11 protein-coding genes and 1 tRNA gene are annotated in these 14,569 nt (G+C 43.4%); 7 read left to right on the forward strand and 5 right to left on the reverse strand.

Going from position 1 to position 14,569, the window contains the following annotated elements:
* Positions 1-752: 752 nt before the first annotated feature.
* On the reverse strand, positions 753-1,553 hold the full coding sequence (locus GKR41_RS01945) for an inositol monophosphatase family protein (protein ID WP_226810177.1): 801 nt from the start codon (positions 1,551-1,553) through the stop codon (positions 753-755).
* 330 nt (positions 1,554-1,883) lie between these two features.
* On the opposite strand from GKR41_RS01945, the gene GKR41_RS03970 reads away from it, so the two are divergent.
* A complete protein-coding gene (locus tag GKR41_RS03970; RefSeq protein WP_276313956.1) occupies positions 1,884-2,009 on the forward strand; it encodes a hypothetical protein in 126 nt (41 codons plus the stop codon).
* Positions 2,010-3,755: 1,746 nt separating this feature from the next.
* Complete coding sequence (locus tag GKR41_RS01950; RefSeq protein WP_226810178.1) at positions 3,756-3,908, forward strand: hypothetical protein; 153 nt, start codon at positions 3,756-3,758, stop codon at positions 3,906-3,908.
* 112 nt (positions 3,909-4,020) lie between these two features.
* On the opposite strand, the gene GKR41_RS01955 is transcribed toward GKR41_RS01950, so the two are convergent.
* Positions 4,021-4,260: a hypothetical protein gene (locus tag GKR41_RS01955; RefSeq protein ID WP_226810179.1), complete on the reverse strand. Its 240-nt coding sequence runs from the start codon at positions 4,258-4,260 to the stop codon at positions 4,021-4,023.
* A 228-nt stretch (positions 4,261-4,488) separates the two neighbouring features.
* On the opposite strand from GKR41_RS01955, the gene cysS reads away from it, so the two are divergent.
* The 5 genes from cysS to GKR41_RS01985 all read left to right on the forward strand — a co-directional run bounded on the left by cysS (position 4,489) and on the right by GKR41_RS01985 (position 10,980).
* Positions 4,489-5,889, forward strand: a complete 1,401-nt coding sequence (cysS, locus tag GKR41_RS01960) for a cysteine--tRNA ligase (protein ID WP_226810180.1) — start codon at positions 4,489-4,491, stop codon at positions 5,887-5,889.
* A gap of 1,021 nt (positions 5,890-6,910) precedes the next feature.
* On the forward strand, positions 6,911-7,888 hold the full coding sequence (locus GKR41_RS01970) for an acetyl-CoA carboxylase carboxyltransferase subunit alpha (RefSeq protein ID WP_226810181.1): 978 nt from the start codon (positions 6,911-6,913) through the stop codon (positions 7,886-7,888).
* A gap of 38 nt (positions 7,889-7,926) precedes the next feature.
* Positions 7,927-9,357 (forward strand): tRNA lysidine(34) synthetase TilS, encoded by a 1,431-nt coding sequence (gene tilS / locus GKR41_RS01975; RefSeq protein WP_226810182.1) that lies wholly within the window; start codon positions 7,927-7,929, stop codon positions 9,355-9,357.
* Positions 9,358-9,536: 179 nt separating this feature from the next.
* Positions 9,537-10,787 (forward strand): aspartate kinase, encoded by a 1,251-nt coding sequence (locus tag GKR41_RS01980; protein ID WP_226810183.1) that lies wholly within the window; start codon positions 9,537-9,539, stop codon positions 10,785-10,787.
* Between the two features lie 103 nt (positions 10,788-10,890).
* Positions 10,891-10,980: transfer RNA gene (locus tag GKR41_RS01985), tRNA-Ser, on the forward strand.
* Positions 10,981-11,590: 610 nt separating this feature from the next.
* Here GKR41_RS01985 and murI read toward each other — a convergent pair.
* The 3 genes from murI to GKR41_RS02000 all read right to left on the reverse strand — a co-directional run bounded on the left by murI (position 11,591) and on the right by GKR41_RS02000 (position 14,565).
* Positions 11,591-12,430 carry a glutamate racemase gene (murI, locus tag GKR41_RS01990; protein ID WP_226810184.1) on the reverse strand — a complete coding sequence of 280 codons (840 nt, stop codon included), beginning with the start codon at positions 12,428-12,430 and terminating at the stop codon, positions 11,591-11,593.
* Between the two features lie 32 nt (positions 12,431-12,462).
* Entirely contained in the window at positions 12,463-12,942 is a 480-nt protein-coding gene (bfr, locus tag GKR41_RS01995; RefSeq protein ID WP_226810185.1) for a bacterioferritin, read from the reverse strand.
* Between the two features lie 99 nt (positions 12,943-13,041).
* The gene (locus tag GKR41_RS02000) at positions 13,042-14,565 is read right to left on the reverse strand and encodes a fumarate hydratase (RefSeq protein WP_226810186.1); all 1,524 of its coding nucleotides are present in this window, start codon (positions 14,563-14,565) and stop codon (positions 13,042-13,044) included.
* Between the last annotated feature and the right edge of the window lie 4 nt (positions 14,566-14,569).

The following is a 14,569-nucleotide window of genomic DNA, read 5'->3' on the forward strand; positions in this document are numbered from 1 at the left end:
CGTCAAGTGTTACGAGTCATCCGACTTTGTGCTCGACTATATCCGAGAACGTTACTGAATAGCTATTTCATAGATTATAGATAACCACAAATTTACTGGAACTGCGTAAGCCTAGCTAAATACTACTCGGGCAAATAATGTTATATTCTGGCTATTCTAATGAGATAGCCTGCCGATATACCATGCTGTATAAGTGCACCCCATCGTCAATCGATGGACTGCATTACTTTTTTGTCCTAGTAGAAAAGTTCGTAAAAGTTTCTCATCCAATATAGTATTATTGTTCCGTGTTTATCGGCTTGGATATTGAGTTATCTCCCACCTGCTTCTTACACTTATCTTAAATTTCTTCTAAGATTATTAATAAGTGTTTCTGTTTCTGCATAGTTTTCACCTACCGTATGTTTTTTATCGGCTGGTAATAAGTTAGTATCATTAGACACTGACAACTACTCCACAATTTACTATATTCTAGTAATGACGTCTAAAACTAATTATATCAATGAACAAATTAGTTCAAGAGCTGATAAAATCATATTTATATGCTGCTTTAGAAATTAAGCACATCTATACTCAGACCCTATCGCTTACTTTTACGATAGGGGAGCATACATAATAAAGATCTAGTATAGATGATCTTAACGTATAGGATGTTCCAAATCGGTTAGCCAAGTCTCGAATGAGCATTATTTATACAATACGCCGTCGAAAAAGATACTGCTGGCAATCGTGCACTACTGCCTTTGCGCTACTTAGACTACTATTCCCGATCGACTATACGGCTTCAGGATTTGCACCATCTGCGCATACTGCTTCGGATTACCTGCGACGATTTCATGCTGGTACAGGAAGGTAGAATCACCAGTATAATTTCCAACCAACCCCCCAGCTTCGCTGACAAGTAGGCTACCAGCTGCAATGTCCCACGGTTGAACACCCTGCTCGAAGAAGCCGTCATATCGACCAGTGGCAACATATGCGAGATCTAGTGCTGCTGCGCCTGGACGTCGAAGGCCAGCGCATGCACGAGTCATTTCGCTGAACAGCTTTAGGTACTCATCTAGCCCGCTCTGATCTCGGAACGGGAAACCAGTTCCGATTAGCCCATCGGCCAGCCGGTCTCGCCGCGATACACGGATACGCCGATCGTTGAGAAACGACCCGCAGCCACGGGATGCTGTAAACAAGTCATTACGTGTCGGGTCGTAGATAACCGCTTGTGTAATGACGCCTCGATAGGAGAGTGCAATCGATACGCAGTATTGGGGAAATCCATGGATGAAATTTGTCGTGCCATCTAGCGGATCAATAATCCATAAGTGCTCGGATTTTCTAACGCTAGCTCCCGACTCTTCGGCGAGGAATCCATGATCTGGATATGCAGCGTGTAACGTATCGATGATCGCCATTTCTGCTGCTTTATCAACATCAGTGACGAAATCATTATGCTGCTTCTTACTAACTTGGAGAAGATTAATGTCCAATGAAGCGCGGTTAATAATCTGTCCGGCACGGCGTGCAGCCTTGACGGCAGTGTTGAGCATTGGGTGCATAAGCTTTTCCTTGGGCGCAGAGAGCTACTGCTGGAACGTGATACCACGAAGCTAGATTCGGCCAATTAATTAAGAACGAGGCGCAATACCATATCAATGTCGTTTAGCGGCGAGATAAATTTATGATTTTATCAGTAAGTTCATACTACGCGTTTGTGCACATAATATTTTTAGCTACGGTTTTTAAAACATGAAAGATTTCAGCCGATGCAAATGTAATTATTAAGTCTTTGTAGCCATGAAACCACTTTCTATCTTTGGATGGGCTAAAATTAGTGCGCATTAATATGCGGGGCATGGATAGTGGTACAGACGACGCATTGATACGTCATGTATATTACGCCAACTCTTGTTAATGAGTTAACTAGTGTTTACCCGTACTATTGTACGGTGTACCTTGGCCTAGAGAAGTTCATCAAGAATTCCTTAGTGTTTAAAGGCGATCACCCAGGATAATCTAAGCCGATATTAAACTTTATAACGAAATAGCGCATATCATGCGGGTTAGTTCCACCTACAGTCTACTAAAACTTTCTCGCGCAGTCTGCGTTTTGCTTATAAATTGCACTTGGCGATATAGATACTACGTAGTAGACACCGCCTTCTATCGTTGTCTCATCACTGGCATTCTTTGAAGAAATGAAATGAATGTTTTTGTATCTGGAAAATCCATGTATTACATTAGATTTCGCATTTTGCTAGCCCAATAAAACTGATTAGAATCATAATGTGGAATAGTAGCGCAAGCTAATACGAAAATGCTTAGTAGTTACGCTCATAGCGCAAGTATACAAAGATTGAATCTAATAACGTTGGTAACAACCAGGGTTTATATTGACGTGCGGGCTGCAGTAATCTATCCAGTGCCGCGACTAATATTCTATCTGGATCTTGGTGGAAATGCTCCAGTACCTAGAGAATACACTTTTAGAAAATTAATAGTTAAGATACTAAGTCAAAATTTCGGGGCCGAGCAAATATCGATGTTTGTATTTAAAATGCATATCTCGTATTTCACTATCCAAAACATTCTGTGGCAGTATACAGATTCCGTTTTATCAATCCTAAGATAGCCGCCTCTTGGTGTGCTGTAATCCAATTGCCAGTCCGGAAGTACCCGGCGCGGTGTTATAGTCGTGATGGCAAGCAGGAAAGTGCATGTGCCTATGTACCATTGTACAAATATGAGTTCGAGAGAATAGATATATAAGCGCATTAAATGTCGCGTCATGTTTCGAGGACAGTTTCGTGATTTGTGCGAAGCACTCGTGTGAATGCAATTCGCTCGCCCAGTCCGTAATAACATATAGACAGGTAGTAACATTGCGCTTACAGTCTTTATACATTGAAGGCCGAGTAGGAAATCGCGATTTCCATGTATATATATAGTGCAACACCTCGTTCGGATAGCAAACTCATTATTTTAGCGTACGTCGCACGAACGGCGGGACAGCATGTCGCCTCCAATCCAAAATTGCCAAGAATAAATACCGAATCGACAGTACTCGCAGTTACATAGATGAAATGTGCAAATTCGGCGACGGTGTTCGGTAAAGATTTACTCAGATGTAGATCTGATATTAGCAATATCGCGCATAATTCGATCCTATCAGTTGAATACAAAATACGCGTTCCGATATTGGATAGTAATAAGTGTAGATACAATATACTCCGACAGCATATTCTAGTAAAAGCTAAAGACGCGGATGCATACTGCTTTAATTATATGAAATAATTCCGTTTTTTATCTATACAAAGTATCACGTTGTTAACTAGCGAAATTCTCAAAAATATTTTTTAACATTAATAAGAAGTAGAATTTCTCAAACCAAAATCGCCAGTGTCTACTATTGCGATTGAACTGACTATATTATAAAGTTTGTTTAGATTTTCCACTTAAATTATCACTCGAGTAAGTTTTTACTCTGTCTAAGCCATAAGAATATATTAATAACTTTAGTAAAGTATCAAACGCGCGCAGTGCTTTAATAATTCGAATTCCCCGGTCTCTAGTCATTGTTTAAATATTATATAAACAGCAAGGTAATTTTGTCTTCGTAGTTCTAATATTGTGCGCAACAAAATTATTTAGAAACGATAGTAGTACATTAAGGTGTGTCGGCCGCAGCGCTATGTACAACACTAGTTCAGGACTTGTTCTAGTACCTTAGACAATAACCTAAAAGGTTGATCTCCAATTTTATGGCAGCTCAATCGGCAATAGTACAGTTCGGATGTGAGACATACTATCTTCCAGAACGCTCAGTATTTTTCTATCCGCTTGCTGTGCCGCATAGCGGATGTGTCACTTGGTTACAACCTATCAGCGCAATTGAGGGACTCAGCTCCAAGTAGGAGATAAAGATTTTCTCAATTGGGCCTGAGGAGAAGGCACACAACTTAGACTGGCACACACCGCTTTCTCAGGTAACACACGAATACGGCTCAGGTAGTTGCAAATAGCTCGCTATAACCGCTGCATAGCGGTTATAGCCTCTTTGTCTCGGCCTAGCTGTATAAATATATTGGCACGTTTAAAGCGGGCCCGAGCATCGCCCGGATGCGACAAAATGTACTTTTCGAACTGCTCGAGTGTCACTTCAAGTTCTCGCCTTCCGTCAGTAGTAACCGGCGAGAAATTCGCGAACGCCGTGCTAGCCAAAAAACCTATTGCCGCAAGCGCAATGCGCGCGTAAGTAGTTTTCATAAAATTTCCATGATGTTATACTTTACGTAATTCTAACAAAATCTCGAGCTATTTCCGAGAACAGAACAGTCGATAATCTTTGCGTTACTCGTGGTCGAATCCGAACTAGTTAACTTCTTAAGCAATAACGGCGTGTATGTTGACCGCTTTTGCCAGCAGCAGATATTGTATAGCATACGGTGTAGTAACTAATTGTGTTTACAGTGTCTAGCACACGTAACATTTTCTATGGATCGTCTCCGTTTATATAATACGTTCAGTTGTAACAAAGAGATCTTTGTTCCATTGATCAAGGGCGAAATACGCATGTATGTGTGTGGTATGACTGTCTACGACTATTGCCATATCGGTCATGGTCGAATGATGGTCGTATTCGATATGATCCAGCGATGGTTACGCGCACTGGGTTATCGAGTTATATATGTACGTAATATTACCGACATCGATGACAAAATTATTCGTCGGGCAATGGATAACGGCGAGCCAATCAATACGCTGACAGATCGCTTTATTAAAGCGATGCACGAGGATGCAACTACCCTGAATATCAAACGCCCAGACCATGAACCACGCGCTACGCAGTTTATACCGCAAATATTAGGCATGATCGATTTACTGAAGCGTAATGGCTATGCATACCGAGGACATAATGGTGACATCAATTATTCCGTGCGCAAGTTTACTGCATATGGCCAGTTGTCTCGTAAGTCGCTCGAGGACCTACGAGCCGGAAAGCGCGTTGCGCAGAATTATGCAAAAAGAGATCCACTCGATTTCGTGCTATGGAAGCGCCCCAAAGACAATAAGCCACTAGATATCGGCTGGGATTCAAAATGGGGATGGGGCCGGCCAGGATGGCATATTGAGTGTTCCGCAATGAGCTGCGCATTGCTTGGTGAGCGGCTGGATATCCATGGTGGCGGTCAAGACTTGCAATTCCCTCATCACGAAAATGAGATTGCACAAAGCGAAGGAGCTACTGGGCAGCATTTCGTTAATTACTGGTTACATAACGGGTTTGTTAACGTAGATAACGAGAAGATGTCTAAATCGCTTGGTAACTTTTTCACGCTGCGTGATGTGCTGCAACGCTACGACGGTGAAGTAATTAGAATGCTGATCTTACGCGCGCACTATCGTTCACCGCTGAATTATAGCGACGCATGTCTAGACGATGCGAGAGCAGCTCTTGCCCGGCTTTATACTGCACTCAAAGATGTCACACCAGACAACTGCGAGCTAGACTGGAGTGAACGTCATGCAGTAGCATTTCGAGCCGCTATGAACGATGATTTCAACACACCGAGCGCGTTTGCGACGCTGTTTGACTTAGTTTCTGACTTGAATCGTGCGCGCGATCCTGCGCTAGCACGTCAGCTCAAGCGATTAGCCGGCATACTGGGTATGCTTGAGTACAATCCGCGAGAGTATTTACAAAGGCAATCTCTAGCCGTGGATAAACTTCTATCGCTTGATGTCCCGCAGATTAATGAGCAAATCAAAACCCGATCTCGGGCTAAGCGCACGAAGAACTATATCGAAGCGGACCGAATCCGAGCGGCATTGTTTGATAGAGGTATTGTACTTGAAGATAAACCGGGCGGCATGACCGAATGGCGACGCGCGTAAGGAGCTGTAAATTGATATGAACCCATATCAGACGCATAGAGTCAACGATTAAGAAAACTATACATAGTATTGTATCAAAGCCTCAAGTGAAGATAAAGCGTAGAATTATCTATAAGAGTGTGATATGCCCCAATGAGCTTAAAGACGCCGCACTGCGCTATATTATCTGGTAACTTCGAATAAAGAGATCACGCGTAATACATATGCGTCAGTCTAGGCTAAATCACAGAAGCGGGAAGGAGAAAGTACAACCTGAATATTGGGACCATGCATGCGAGGATTTAATGCGTTGCAATCGTATACTTAGAGAAGTAATCCCCCCCCAGTTTAGTTCGTTTACTTGATATCAAGAGGTGATCCATTTATGATGCTTGCTCGCTCTATCGTTGGCCAACAGATATTAGTTAGTACCGCGGTGACTATATGAGAGCGGCTCATAGCCGTGTGCCCTTTAATTGCGCCGTCGCGAATTATGATGCCCGGACAACATCGATGAATGGAGTGTGGGTTGTCCAGGTGCAAGTCGGGGTACATTCTTGATCTCGCTCAGCATTTTATATCTGGTTCACTTCATATCGCGTCATGGCCATCGATGAATGATGAGACGATCATTGGGAAGCTTATACAGTACGTGGGATTGGCTGTTGGACCGCCAAGATGTTCCTAATTTTTAACCTGATGCGCCAGAATGTATTCCATTTGGATGATTTCGGGCTAATCCCTGCGATTAGCCTTAATTATTTTAGCTGCGAGCTAGTCACGCGCAGCGAAGCAAGGGAGGTTGCTGCGAATTGAGAGCCATGATGTACTGTTGCGACATAGTATATGTGGCGTAGTTTAGAATCTCTCAAAGCTCAGGTTTAAGTAGTGCCAGTGCCAATTTAGTATTCGGGATTAGGTATGGTAATAACAATATCCACCATCAATATCGCATCTTAAATTATCAAAATGTTCATGTGAGAGCTTAGAACCGGAATACAGCTAAATACGCGCTGCCTGGATAATTCAAGGATTCGAATAAATGAAAATCACCCTTCTGGATTTCGAGCGGCCGATTGCAGAACTTGAATTCAGAATCGAGGAATTGCGCCTTGTTCAAGACGATTCGTCTATTAATATTTCGGAAGAAATTGAACAGCTTTCTAAGAAAATCCAGAAACTGACAAAAGATATATATTCCCACCTATCGCCTTGGCAGGTAGCTCAAATCGCTCGGCATCCGCAGCGCCCTTATACGCTTGACTATGTGAGCGAATTATTCACGGATTTCCATGAATTACATGGTGACCGATCATTTTCTGATGACCTATCAATCATCGGTGGCTTAGCTCGCTTTAGCGGTTATCCATGCATGGTGATTGGTCACCAGAAAGGACGAGACACAAAAGAGCGCGCTTTGCGTAACTTCGGCATGTCACGTCCAGAAGGATATCGTAAAGCTGAGCGACTGATGAAGGTAGCAGAGAAATTTAAACTGCCTATTTTTACATTCATTGATACGCCCGGTGCATACCCGGGTGTTGGCGCCGAGGAGCGTGGTCAGTCCGAAGCAATCGGTCGAAATCTTTATGTAATGGCTGACCTAAAAGTGCCTACGATCGCAACGATTATTGGTGAGGGCGGCTCCGGTGGCGCACTAGCTATTGCTGTTGCTGACAGCGTACTAATGCTACAGTTCTCGACCTATTCAGTAATTTCACCCGAAGGGTGCGCTTCCATTCTATGGAAGAGTGCGGAAAAAGCTCCTGAAGCTGCGGAAGCATTAAGCTTAACCGCACACCGCCTGAAGGCGCTCGGTCTGATTGATAAGATTGTTAACGAACCCTTAGGTGGTGCACACCGGGATCCAAAGAGCATGGCCGCGATTCTTCGTCGTGCCCTAGCCGACTCGCTAAAACAGTTTCAAGGCATGAGTTCAAACGATCTCTGTGCTCGTCACTTTGAGCGTTTAATGAACTACGGAAAATATAAGATTTGCCCACTAAAAAACGTTGTATAGCGGGCGCGAAGTGGCTGCATACGAGGGGTATCCATTGCATGAAAGTTTCGAACGAATTAGCGGCCGATTATTTAGTTCTTCGGGCAGTAGCCTCTCAAGCTACGACAGTGCATTGCGGTGAATCTGTGGGGATCGCTTTTAGTGGAGGACTCGATTCTACAGTGCTACTACACACGGCAGCCCGTGTGCTTGGTGCACATCGGTGTGTCGGGTTACACGTTAATCACGGGCTAAATTCTTGCGCTGATGCTTGGCGCAACCACTGTATCGATATAGCTTCTCAGCTCGACATCGTTTTTGATTGCCGCTCAGTTAAAATCACTCGAATGCCACAGCAGAGTATTGAAGCTCTTGCACGTGACGCCCGCTATACTGCGCTCAGGCAGATGTGCGAGGCTCACTGCATACACACTCTATGGCTTGGACATCATGCTGATGACCAAGCTGAGACTGTGCTACTACAATTGCTACGTGGTTCAGGTCTGCCTGGACTCGCTGCGATGCCCTTGCATCGCTTGCTTCATAAAAAACTCGCCTGCGTTCGGCCTTTATTATCAGTCTTCCGAACTTCTCTCGAAGCGTATGCGCGTCAGAATGCCCTACGCTGGATAGACGATAAATCTAATGCAGATATTCGGTATACGCGCAATGTGGTTCGGAAGTATATAATTCCCACTCTTGCAATTTATTTCCCCGGGTATCGCGACGCACTAGCACGTACAGCTCGTCATGCTGCCGCTGCACAGCGTTTACTACAAGACTTGACTATTGGTGATTTGAGTGCATGTATGCTCGTTAGCCAGACCGATACTATAGTAAAGCGATGCTATGAATTAGTTCCTATAGGTCAAGTATTATCTCGGCGTTCTCTAATTAAACTCAGTTATGAACGTGCGATAAATGTGCTACGACTTTGGATGCGTCAGTCGGGATTAGCTACAGCATCCGCAGCGCGTGTTAATGAAATGCTTCGCCAATTGCGTAATACTAGTAACAATAGGGCACTGAGGATTACGTATAACAAGCATTATCTATGCTTGTACCGCAATCAGATTTGGTGGGAAAGTCGGGATAACGGGAAGCCTATTGAGGCGATCATGCCTCTACGCATGGAGTTAAAATGGTCAGGCCAATCAGTCTGGTATCTACCGATCTGGCGAGGATCGATTATTTTCGTGTTGTCCAATGCTGACGATGAGCAAGGAGTGCAGTGTAGTGTTCTCAGATCTGCGCCACTTATAGTGCGCTCGCGTCTCGGTGGAGAACGCATGCGCCTGCACTTTGGTGGTCCGCTCCGTACGCTGAAGAATCTATTCCAGGAGGCGGAAATGCCGACCTGGCGACGCCATACTCCACTGTTGTTTATCGGGGATAAGTTGCTATGGGTGCCCACACTAGGCATTGATCCCAATGTTGCCGGTAGAGGTAAGGTTCGGATCGAGTGGCGCCCAGATATACTCACTACATAATACGTATTATCGCTTGTCAATCTAGCTTACATACGGCAGAATTATTTTCAAGTCTAGTTTCCACTAATTCTTATCAATTTGGCAGGCGCTGGCGGCGTTTTTTCTCGTTATGCCTTGTTCTGTCCCATATGATCCTGCGTATGCGCCGTCGTGGGTTTCCTCTGTAGCTCATAATAATCATGGCACTCATCGTACATAAATACGGCGGAACTTCGATGGGCTCGATTGAGCGCATTAAAAATGTTGCAAAGCGCATTGCGAAGTGGCATAGAGCAGGTCACCAGTTAGTCGTTGTGCCGTCTGCAATGTCTGGTGAAACTAACCGCCTATTTTCGATAGTAAAGGGAATTTCGACTCAACCTAATCCTCGCGAACTCGACATGATTGTCTCAACGGGAGAGCAAGTTAGTGTTGGTCTATTATCAATCGCTCTACAAGAAGAAAGCGTAGATGCAGTTAGTTATGCTGGCTGGCAGGTTGCAGTTAAGACAGATAGCGAATTTACAAAAGCTAGGATTAAAAAAATAGATGATAAACGTGTATTAACCGACGTGAATACTGGGAAAGTCGTCGTTATTACAGGTTTTCAGGGCGTAGATTTTCATGGCTACATTACTACATTAGGTCGGGGGGGATCTGATACATCGGCAGTTGCAATTGCAGCTGCGATACAAGCTGATGAGTGTTTAATCTACACTGATGTAGACGGTGTCTATATGACTGACCCACGCATTGTCAAGGAGGCTCGCCGTCTAGATTACATTATGTTCGAGGAGATGTTAGAAATGGCTAGCCTCGGTTCTAAAGTGCTACAAATCCGTTCTGTTGAATTTGCTGGGAAATATCGGGTGAAGACGCGTGTATTATCGAGCCTGATGGATCCGTTAATTCCGCTGGATGATGAAATGCGTTCAGGCACCCTGATTACCTTTGAAGAAAACGAGAAAATGGAACAAGCTGTTATCTCCGGTATTGCTTTTCAGCATGATGAAGCACGTATTTCAGTTATTGATGTGCCCGACAAGCCCGGTATTGCCTACCAGATTTTGGGTCCTATTGCAGACGCAAATATCGACGTTGACATGATTACCCAAAATACTAGCGCAGAAGGAAAAACTAATTTAACCTTCACTATTGGTCGCAGTGACTACAGACGTACAATGGATATTCTTACGAATCATACTAAGGATCGTGTAAACGCGCAAGGAGTGCTTGGAAATCCGAAGGTGTCTAAAGTGTCGATTATTGGTATTGGCATGCGCTCACACGTAGGAATCGCTAGTAAGATGTTCCAAACTTTGTCGGAGGAAGGCATTAACATCCAGATGATTTCGACATCGGAAATAAAAATCTCGGTGTTGATTGATGAATATTTTATGGAGCGCGCTGTTCGCGCGCTCCATAAAATATTCGAACTTAAACCAGTCTAATTGCACAGGACCACTAGTCGTGGCATACTATTTAAATATCTTATAAGTTAAATTAACGTGGTACTTAAAGTATGGTACTTTGGTCTATGTAAGTAAAGTTCTGGGAGACGTGGCCGAGAGGTCGAAGGCACTCCCCTGCTAAGGGAGCATCTAGGCTAAACTTAGATCGAGGGTTCGAATCCCTCCGTCTCCGCAAAAATTTCTATGGATAAAGTTATCAATCACTTTTAAAAAAGCTAGATTTAATCTGCAAATATTATCCTTTAATTACAGAAAAGTTCTATTTTTGAAGAGACATCGTTGTATACATAGATATAAAAATTAGGCTAAAATTTAAAATTCGCTTGATTTATATGATTTATCGTATTATATAAAAATATACTGCGCAATTTTTTTATATATATTTAAAGACATTCACTTTCTTTTAGTTCAAAGAAACTTCCGCTATTAGCGGATCTTAAACAGACACTGATGTCATATATTCAATCGAATATTCGTTAAGTCTAAATAATTTTATTTACGTATTTATATAAACATTATGTTACATGCGATTTCTTAGAATTTTCCGGAACTCCGGAACTGGTTATTGACATCACTCGTATTACTACCCTGTATAACATTAATTCGACGAATTCTAGGATGTAGAAATAGTGTAATTTACTGATTACGATACTAGTATGCATGAAAATTAAAAGTAATATTATTCTCTGGCGATCTAGATGATGGCGATCAATAATTTTTTGTAATACAAAGTTGTCTATCCTCCGTTTCAGACTAGTTTGAATGTCATTAAAGCTAGATTGCTAAAGTGGTTCCGAGGCTATTTTAACGTGTTCGGCATTTACATGGATACCAACAAGTTTCCGGGCAATACCGGTTAATTGTGATGCATCACCTGTGCTAACGAGTCGCAATAATGCTGAGGAGAGCATCATCGATCCGTGTATAGTAGATATGTCAGCATTGACTAGTAATTGTTGCTTAGTTAATTGCTGCACCAGTTGAGATGCGATTGCTTTATGAGTATCGATAATATGCAGCCGCTCAGAAGTGATATAACGCAGCACATCTAATAAAAACGAATAGTGGGTACAACCCAGAACCAATGTATCGGCATCGCTGTCTAGAATCGGTCGTATGCAGGTAGACAGGTACCGAATTATTACTGGTGAGCTAATGTCACCTACCTCGATTGCCTCAACTAAGCCATGCCCGATCTGACAGATAAATCGACAATCGCGATTATACTGAGTAAGAAGTGCATTGAATCGTGTACTCTTAAGAGTACTAGCAGTTGCTAGTACACCCGCTACACGGGTACGCGATCGCAATGCAGCGGGCTTAATGCCAGGCTCGACACCGATAATCGGCATCTTCAGACGCTCGCGTAACATTAATAATGTATGGGCAGTAGCGGTGTTGCAAGCGATTACTATTGCCTTGACATGTTGCTCTGCAAGCCACCGGCCAATACCTAAGGTTCGCGCTGCGATGAACGAGTCTTCAAGTTCGCCATACGGCGCATAGTAGGAATCGGCGCAATATAGAAGTGTCTCATCAGGTAATTGCTCTTGAATTGCGCGTAACACTGATAGCCCACCCACTCCAGAATCGAGAATACCAATCGGTGCCGTGTTTCGCATTATTATTTTCTATGCTAACAACTGATCTCTGCTTATGTTTGAAGAGCAATTAGTACAGACTGATGGTAATTTTGGATACCTACTTTTTGAATTAATTTAAGCTGTGTTTCGAGCCAATCAACATGCTTTTCTGTATCGTCTAAAATATGCAAAAAGATCTCTCTTGATACGTAGTCCTGAGCAGACTCGCAGTGTACAATTGCCTCTTTACAGGTAACTTGAGAGGTTAGTTCAAGTTTCAGATCGTATTCTAGAATTTCCTGCGTTGTTTTACCTATTAAAATTTTATGTAAATCCTGTAGATTTGGCAATTCATCAAGTATAAATATGCGCTCAATTAGACAGTCTGCATGTTTCATTTCTCCGATCGATTCATTATATTCGTGCTGACCCAGCTTGTTTAGCCCCCAGTGCTGGTACATCCGTGCATGCAGAAAATACTGATGTATTGCTGTTAGTTCATTTCTTAATTGAGCATTTAAATATTCGATAATCTTCTTAGGGCCTTGCATAATCGATTCCTTATAGTAAGTGCGTGCGTATAGTAGCGATCAAAGTACTGATTTCTTGATACTAAATGTATAGTGTACCCTTAAATTTTGCTAGCTCCCTTACATAGCTATAATCGGAATTTCACTAATTCTGGCTCTCCATTTTTGGGGCCCAGTTTGATGAATCGATATACCATTGGAATCTATTGCTACAGTAACCGGCATGTCTTGGACCTCAAACTCATAAATAGCCTCCATTCCAAGTTCCTTAAACGCAAGTATACGCGAGCTACGGATTGCCTTAGACACAAGGTACGCAGCTCCCCCAACTGCTATTAGATAGGCTGCTTTATGTTTTTTAATTGCATCGATTGTTTCCCGTCCACGTTCGGCTTTACCAATCATGGCTAGGAGGCCAGTTTGATTGAGCATAATTTCGGTGAACATATCCATCCGAGACGAAGTCGTTGGCCCGGCAGGTCCAACGACTTCGTCTCGGACAGGATCAACCGGGCCAACATAATAAATTATACGATTCCTAAAATCTACAGGAAGCGGTCGGCTATCGGCGAGTAGATCTGCTATACGCTTGTGTGCGACATCACGTCCAGTGAGTATCTTGCCTGAGAGCAATAGCATCTGGCCAACTTTCCACGAGGTCACCTGCTCCCGTGTTAGCATATCAAGGTTGACACGCTGGCTAGTTCCGATATTTGGCTTCCAGTGCACATTAGGCCAGGATTTTAGCAAGGGTGGATCTAACCGAGCACTGCCGGTCCCATCAAGAGTAAAATGTATATGTCGCGTCGCTGCACAATTTGGAATAATTGCAATTGGCTTGCTAGCCGCGTGCGTTGGTGCCGCTACAATCTTCACATCTAGCACAGTCGATAAGCCACCTAACCCTTGCGCACCAATGCCTAGCATATTAACTTTTTCATATAGTTCGATGCGAAGCGACTCAATCCAGTTACACGGTCCGCGGGAAATTACATCCTGGATGTTAATCGGCTGCATGAGGGATTCTTTTGCCATCAACATTGCTTTTTCAGCAGTGCCGCCAATGCCAATTCCAAGCATGCCTGGCGGGCACCATCCAGCACCCATTATCGGTACAGTCTTTAGCACCCAGTCGATAATTGAATCAGAAGGATTTAACATCGAGAACTGCGACTTATTCTCTGAGCCACCACCCTTGGCTATTATCTGTAAGTCAAGGGTATTACCCGTAACGATCTCGTAATGGATTACCGCTGGTGTGTTATTCTGAGTGTTTTTACGAACACCCTCTGGTGGATTGACAATTGAAGCTCGCAAAATATTATCTGGGTGTGTGTAGCTGCGCCGCACACCTTCATTAATCATATCTGTCACGCTCATCGTCGCGCCATCCCAGCGAACACCCATTCCTACCTTTACGAATACCGTAACAATACCAGTATCCTGACAGATTGGACGATGTCCCTCAGCAGACATCCGACTATTGGTAAGGATCTGTGCGATCGCATCTTTTGCTGCTATGCTTCGCTCGCGCTCATAGGCTCGGCCTAGCGCCTGAATATAGTCAGTAGGATGATAGTAGCTGATATATTGCAATGCATCAGCTATGCTTTGGATTAAGTCTTCCTGCTGGATGACTATCATAGTA

It is taken from the genome of Candidatus Vallotia laricis (assembly GCF_020541325.1).
GTDB classification, from domain to species: domain Bacteria; phylum Pseudomonadota; class Gammaproteobacteria; order Burkholderiales; family Burkholderiaceae; genus Mycetohabitans; species Mycetohabitans laricis.

Bases quoted from the DNA above. Each gene is read 5' to 3' on its own strand.
- GKR41_RS01945 (WP_226810177.1), bottom strand. From the start codon at position 1,553: ATGCACCCAATGCTCAACACTGCCGTCAAGGCTGCACGCCGTGCCGGA.
- GKR41_RS03970 (WP_276313956.1), top strand. From the start codon at position 1,884: ATGTATATTACGCCAACTCTTGTTAATGAGTTAACTAGTGTTTACCCG.
- GKR41_RS01950 (WP_226810178.1), top strand. From the start codon at position 3,756: ATGGCAGCTCAATCGGCAATAGTACAGTTCGGATGTGAGACATACTAT.
- GKR41_RS01955 (WP_226810179.1), bottom strand. From the start codon at position 4,260: ATGAAAACTACTTACGCGCGCATTGCGCTTGCGGCAATAGGTTTTTTG.
- cysS (WP_226810180.1), top strand. From the start codon at position 4,489: ATGGATCGTCTCCGTTTATATAATACGTTCAGTTGTAACAAAGAGATC.
- GKR41_RS01970 (WP_226810181.1), top strand. From the start codon at position 6,911: ATGAAAATCACCCTTCTGGATTTCGAGCGGCCGATTGCAGAACTTGAA.
- tilS (WP_226810182.1), top strand. From the start codon at position 7,927: ATGAAAGTTTCGAACGAATTAGCGGCCGATTATTTAGTTCTTCGGGCA.
- GKR41_RS01980 (WP_226810183.1), top strand. From the start codon at position 9,537: ATGGCACTCATCGTACATAAATACGGCGGAACTTCGATGGGCTCGATT.
- murI (WP_226810184.1), bottom strand. From the start codon at position 12,430: ATGCGAAACACGGCACCGATTGGTATTCTCGATTCTGGAGTGGGTGGG.
- bfr (WP_226810185.1), bottom strand. From the start codon at position 12,942: ATGCAAGGCCCTAAGAAGATTATCGAATATTTAAATGCTCAATTAAGA.
- GKR41_RS02000 (WP_226810186.1), bottom strand. From the start codon at position 14,565: ATGATAGTCATCCAGCAGGAAGACTTAATCCAAAGCATAGCTGATGCA.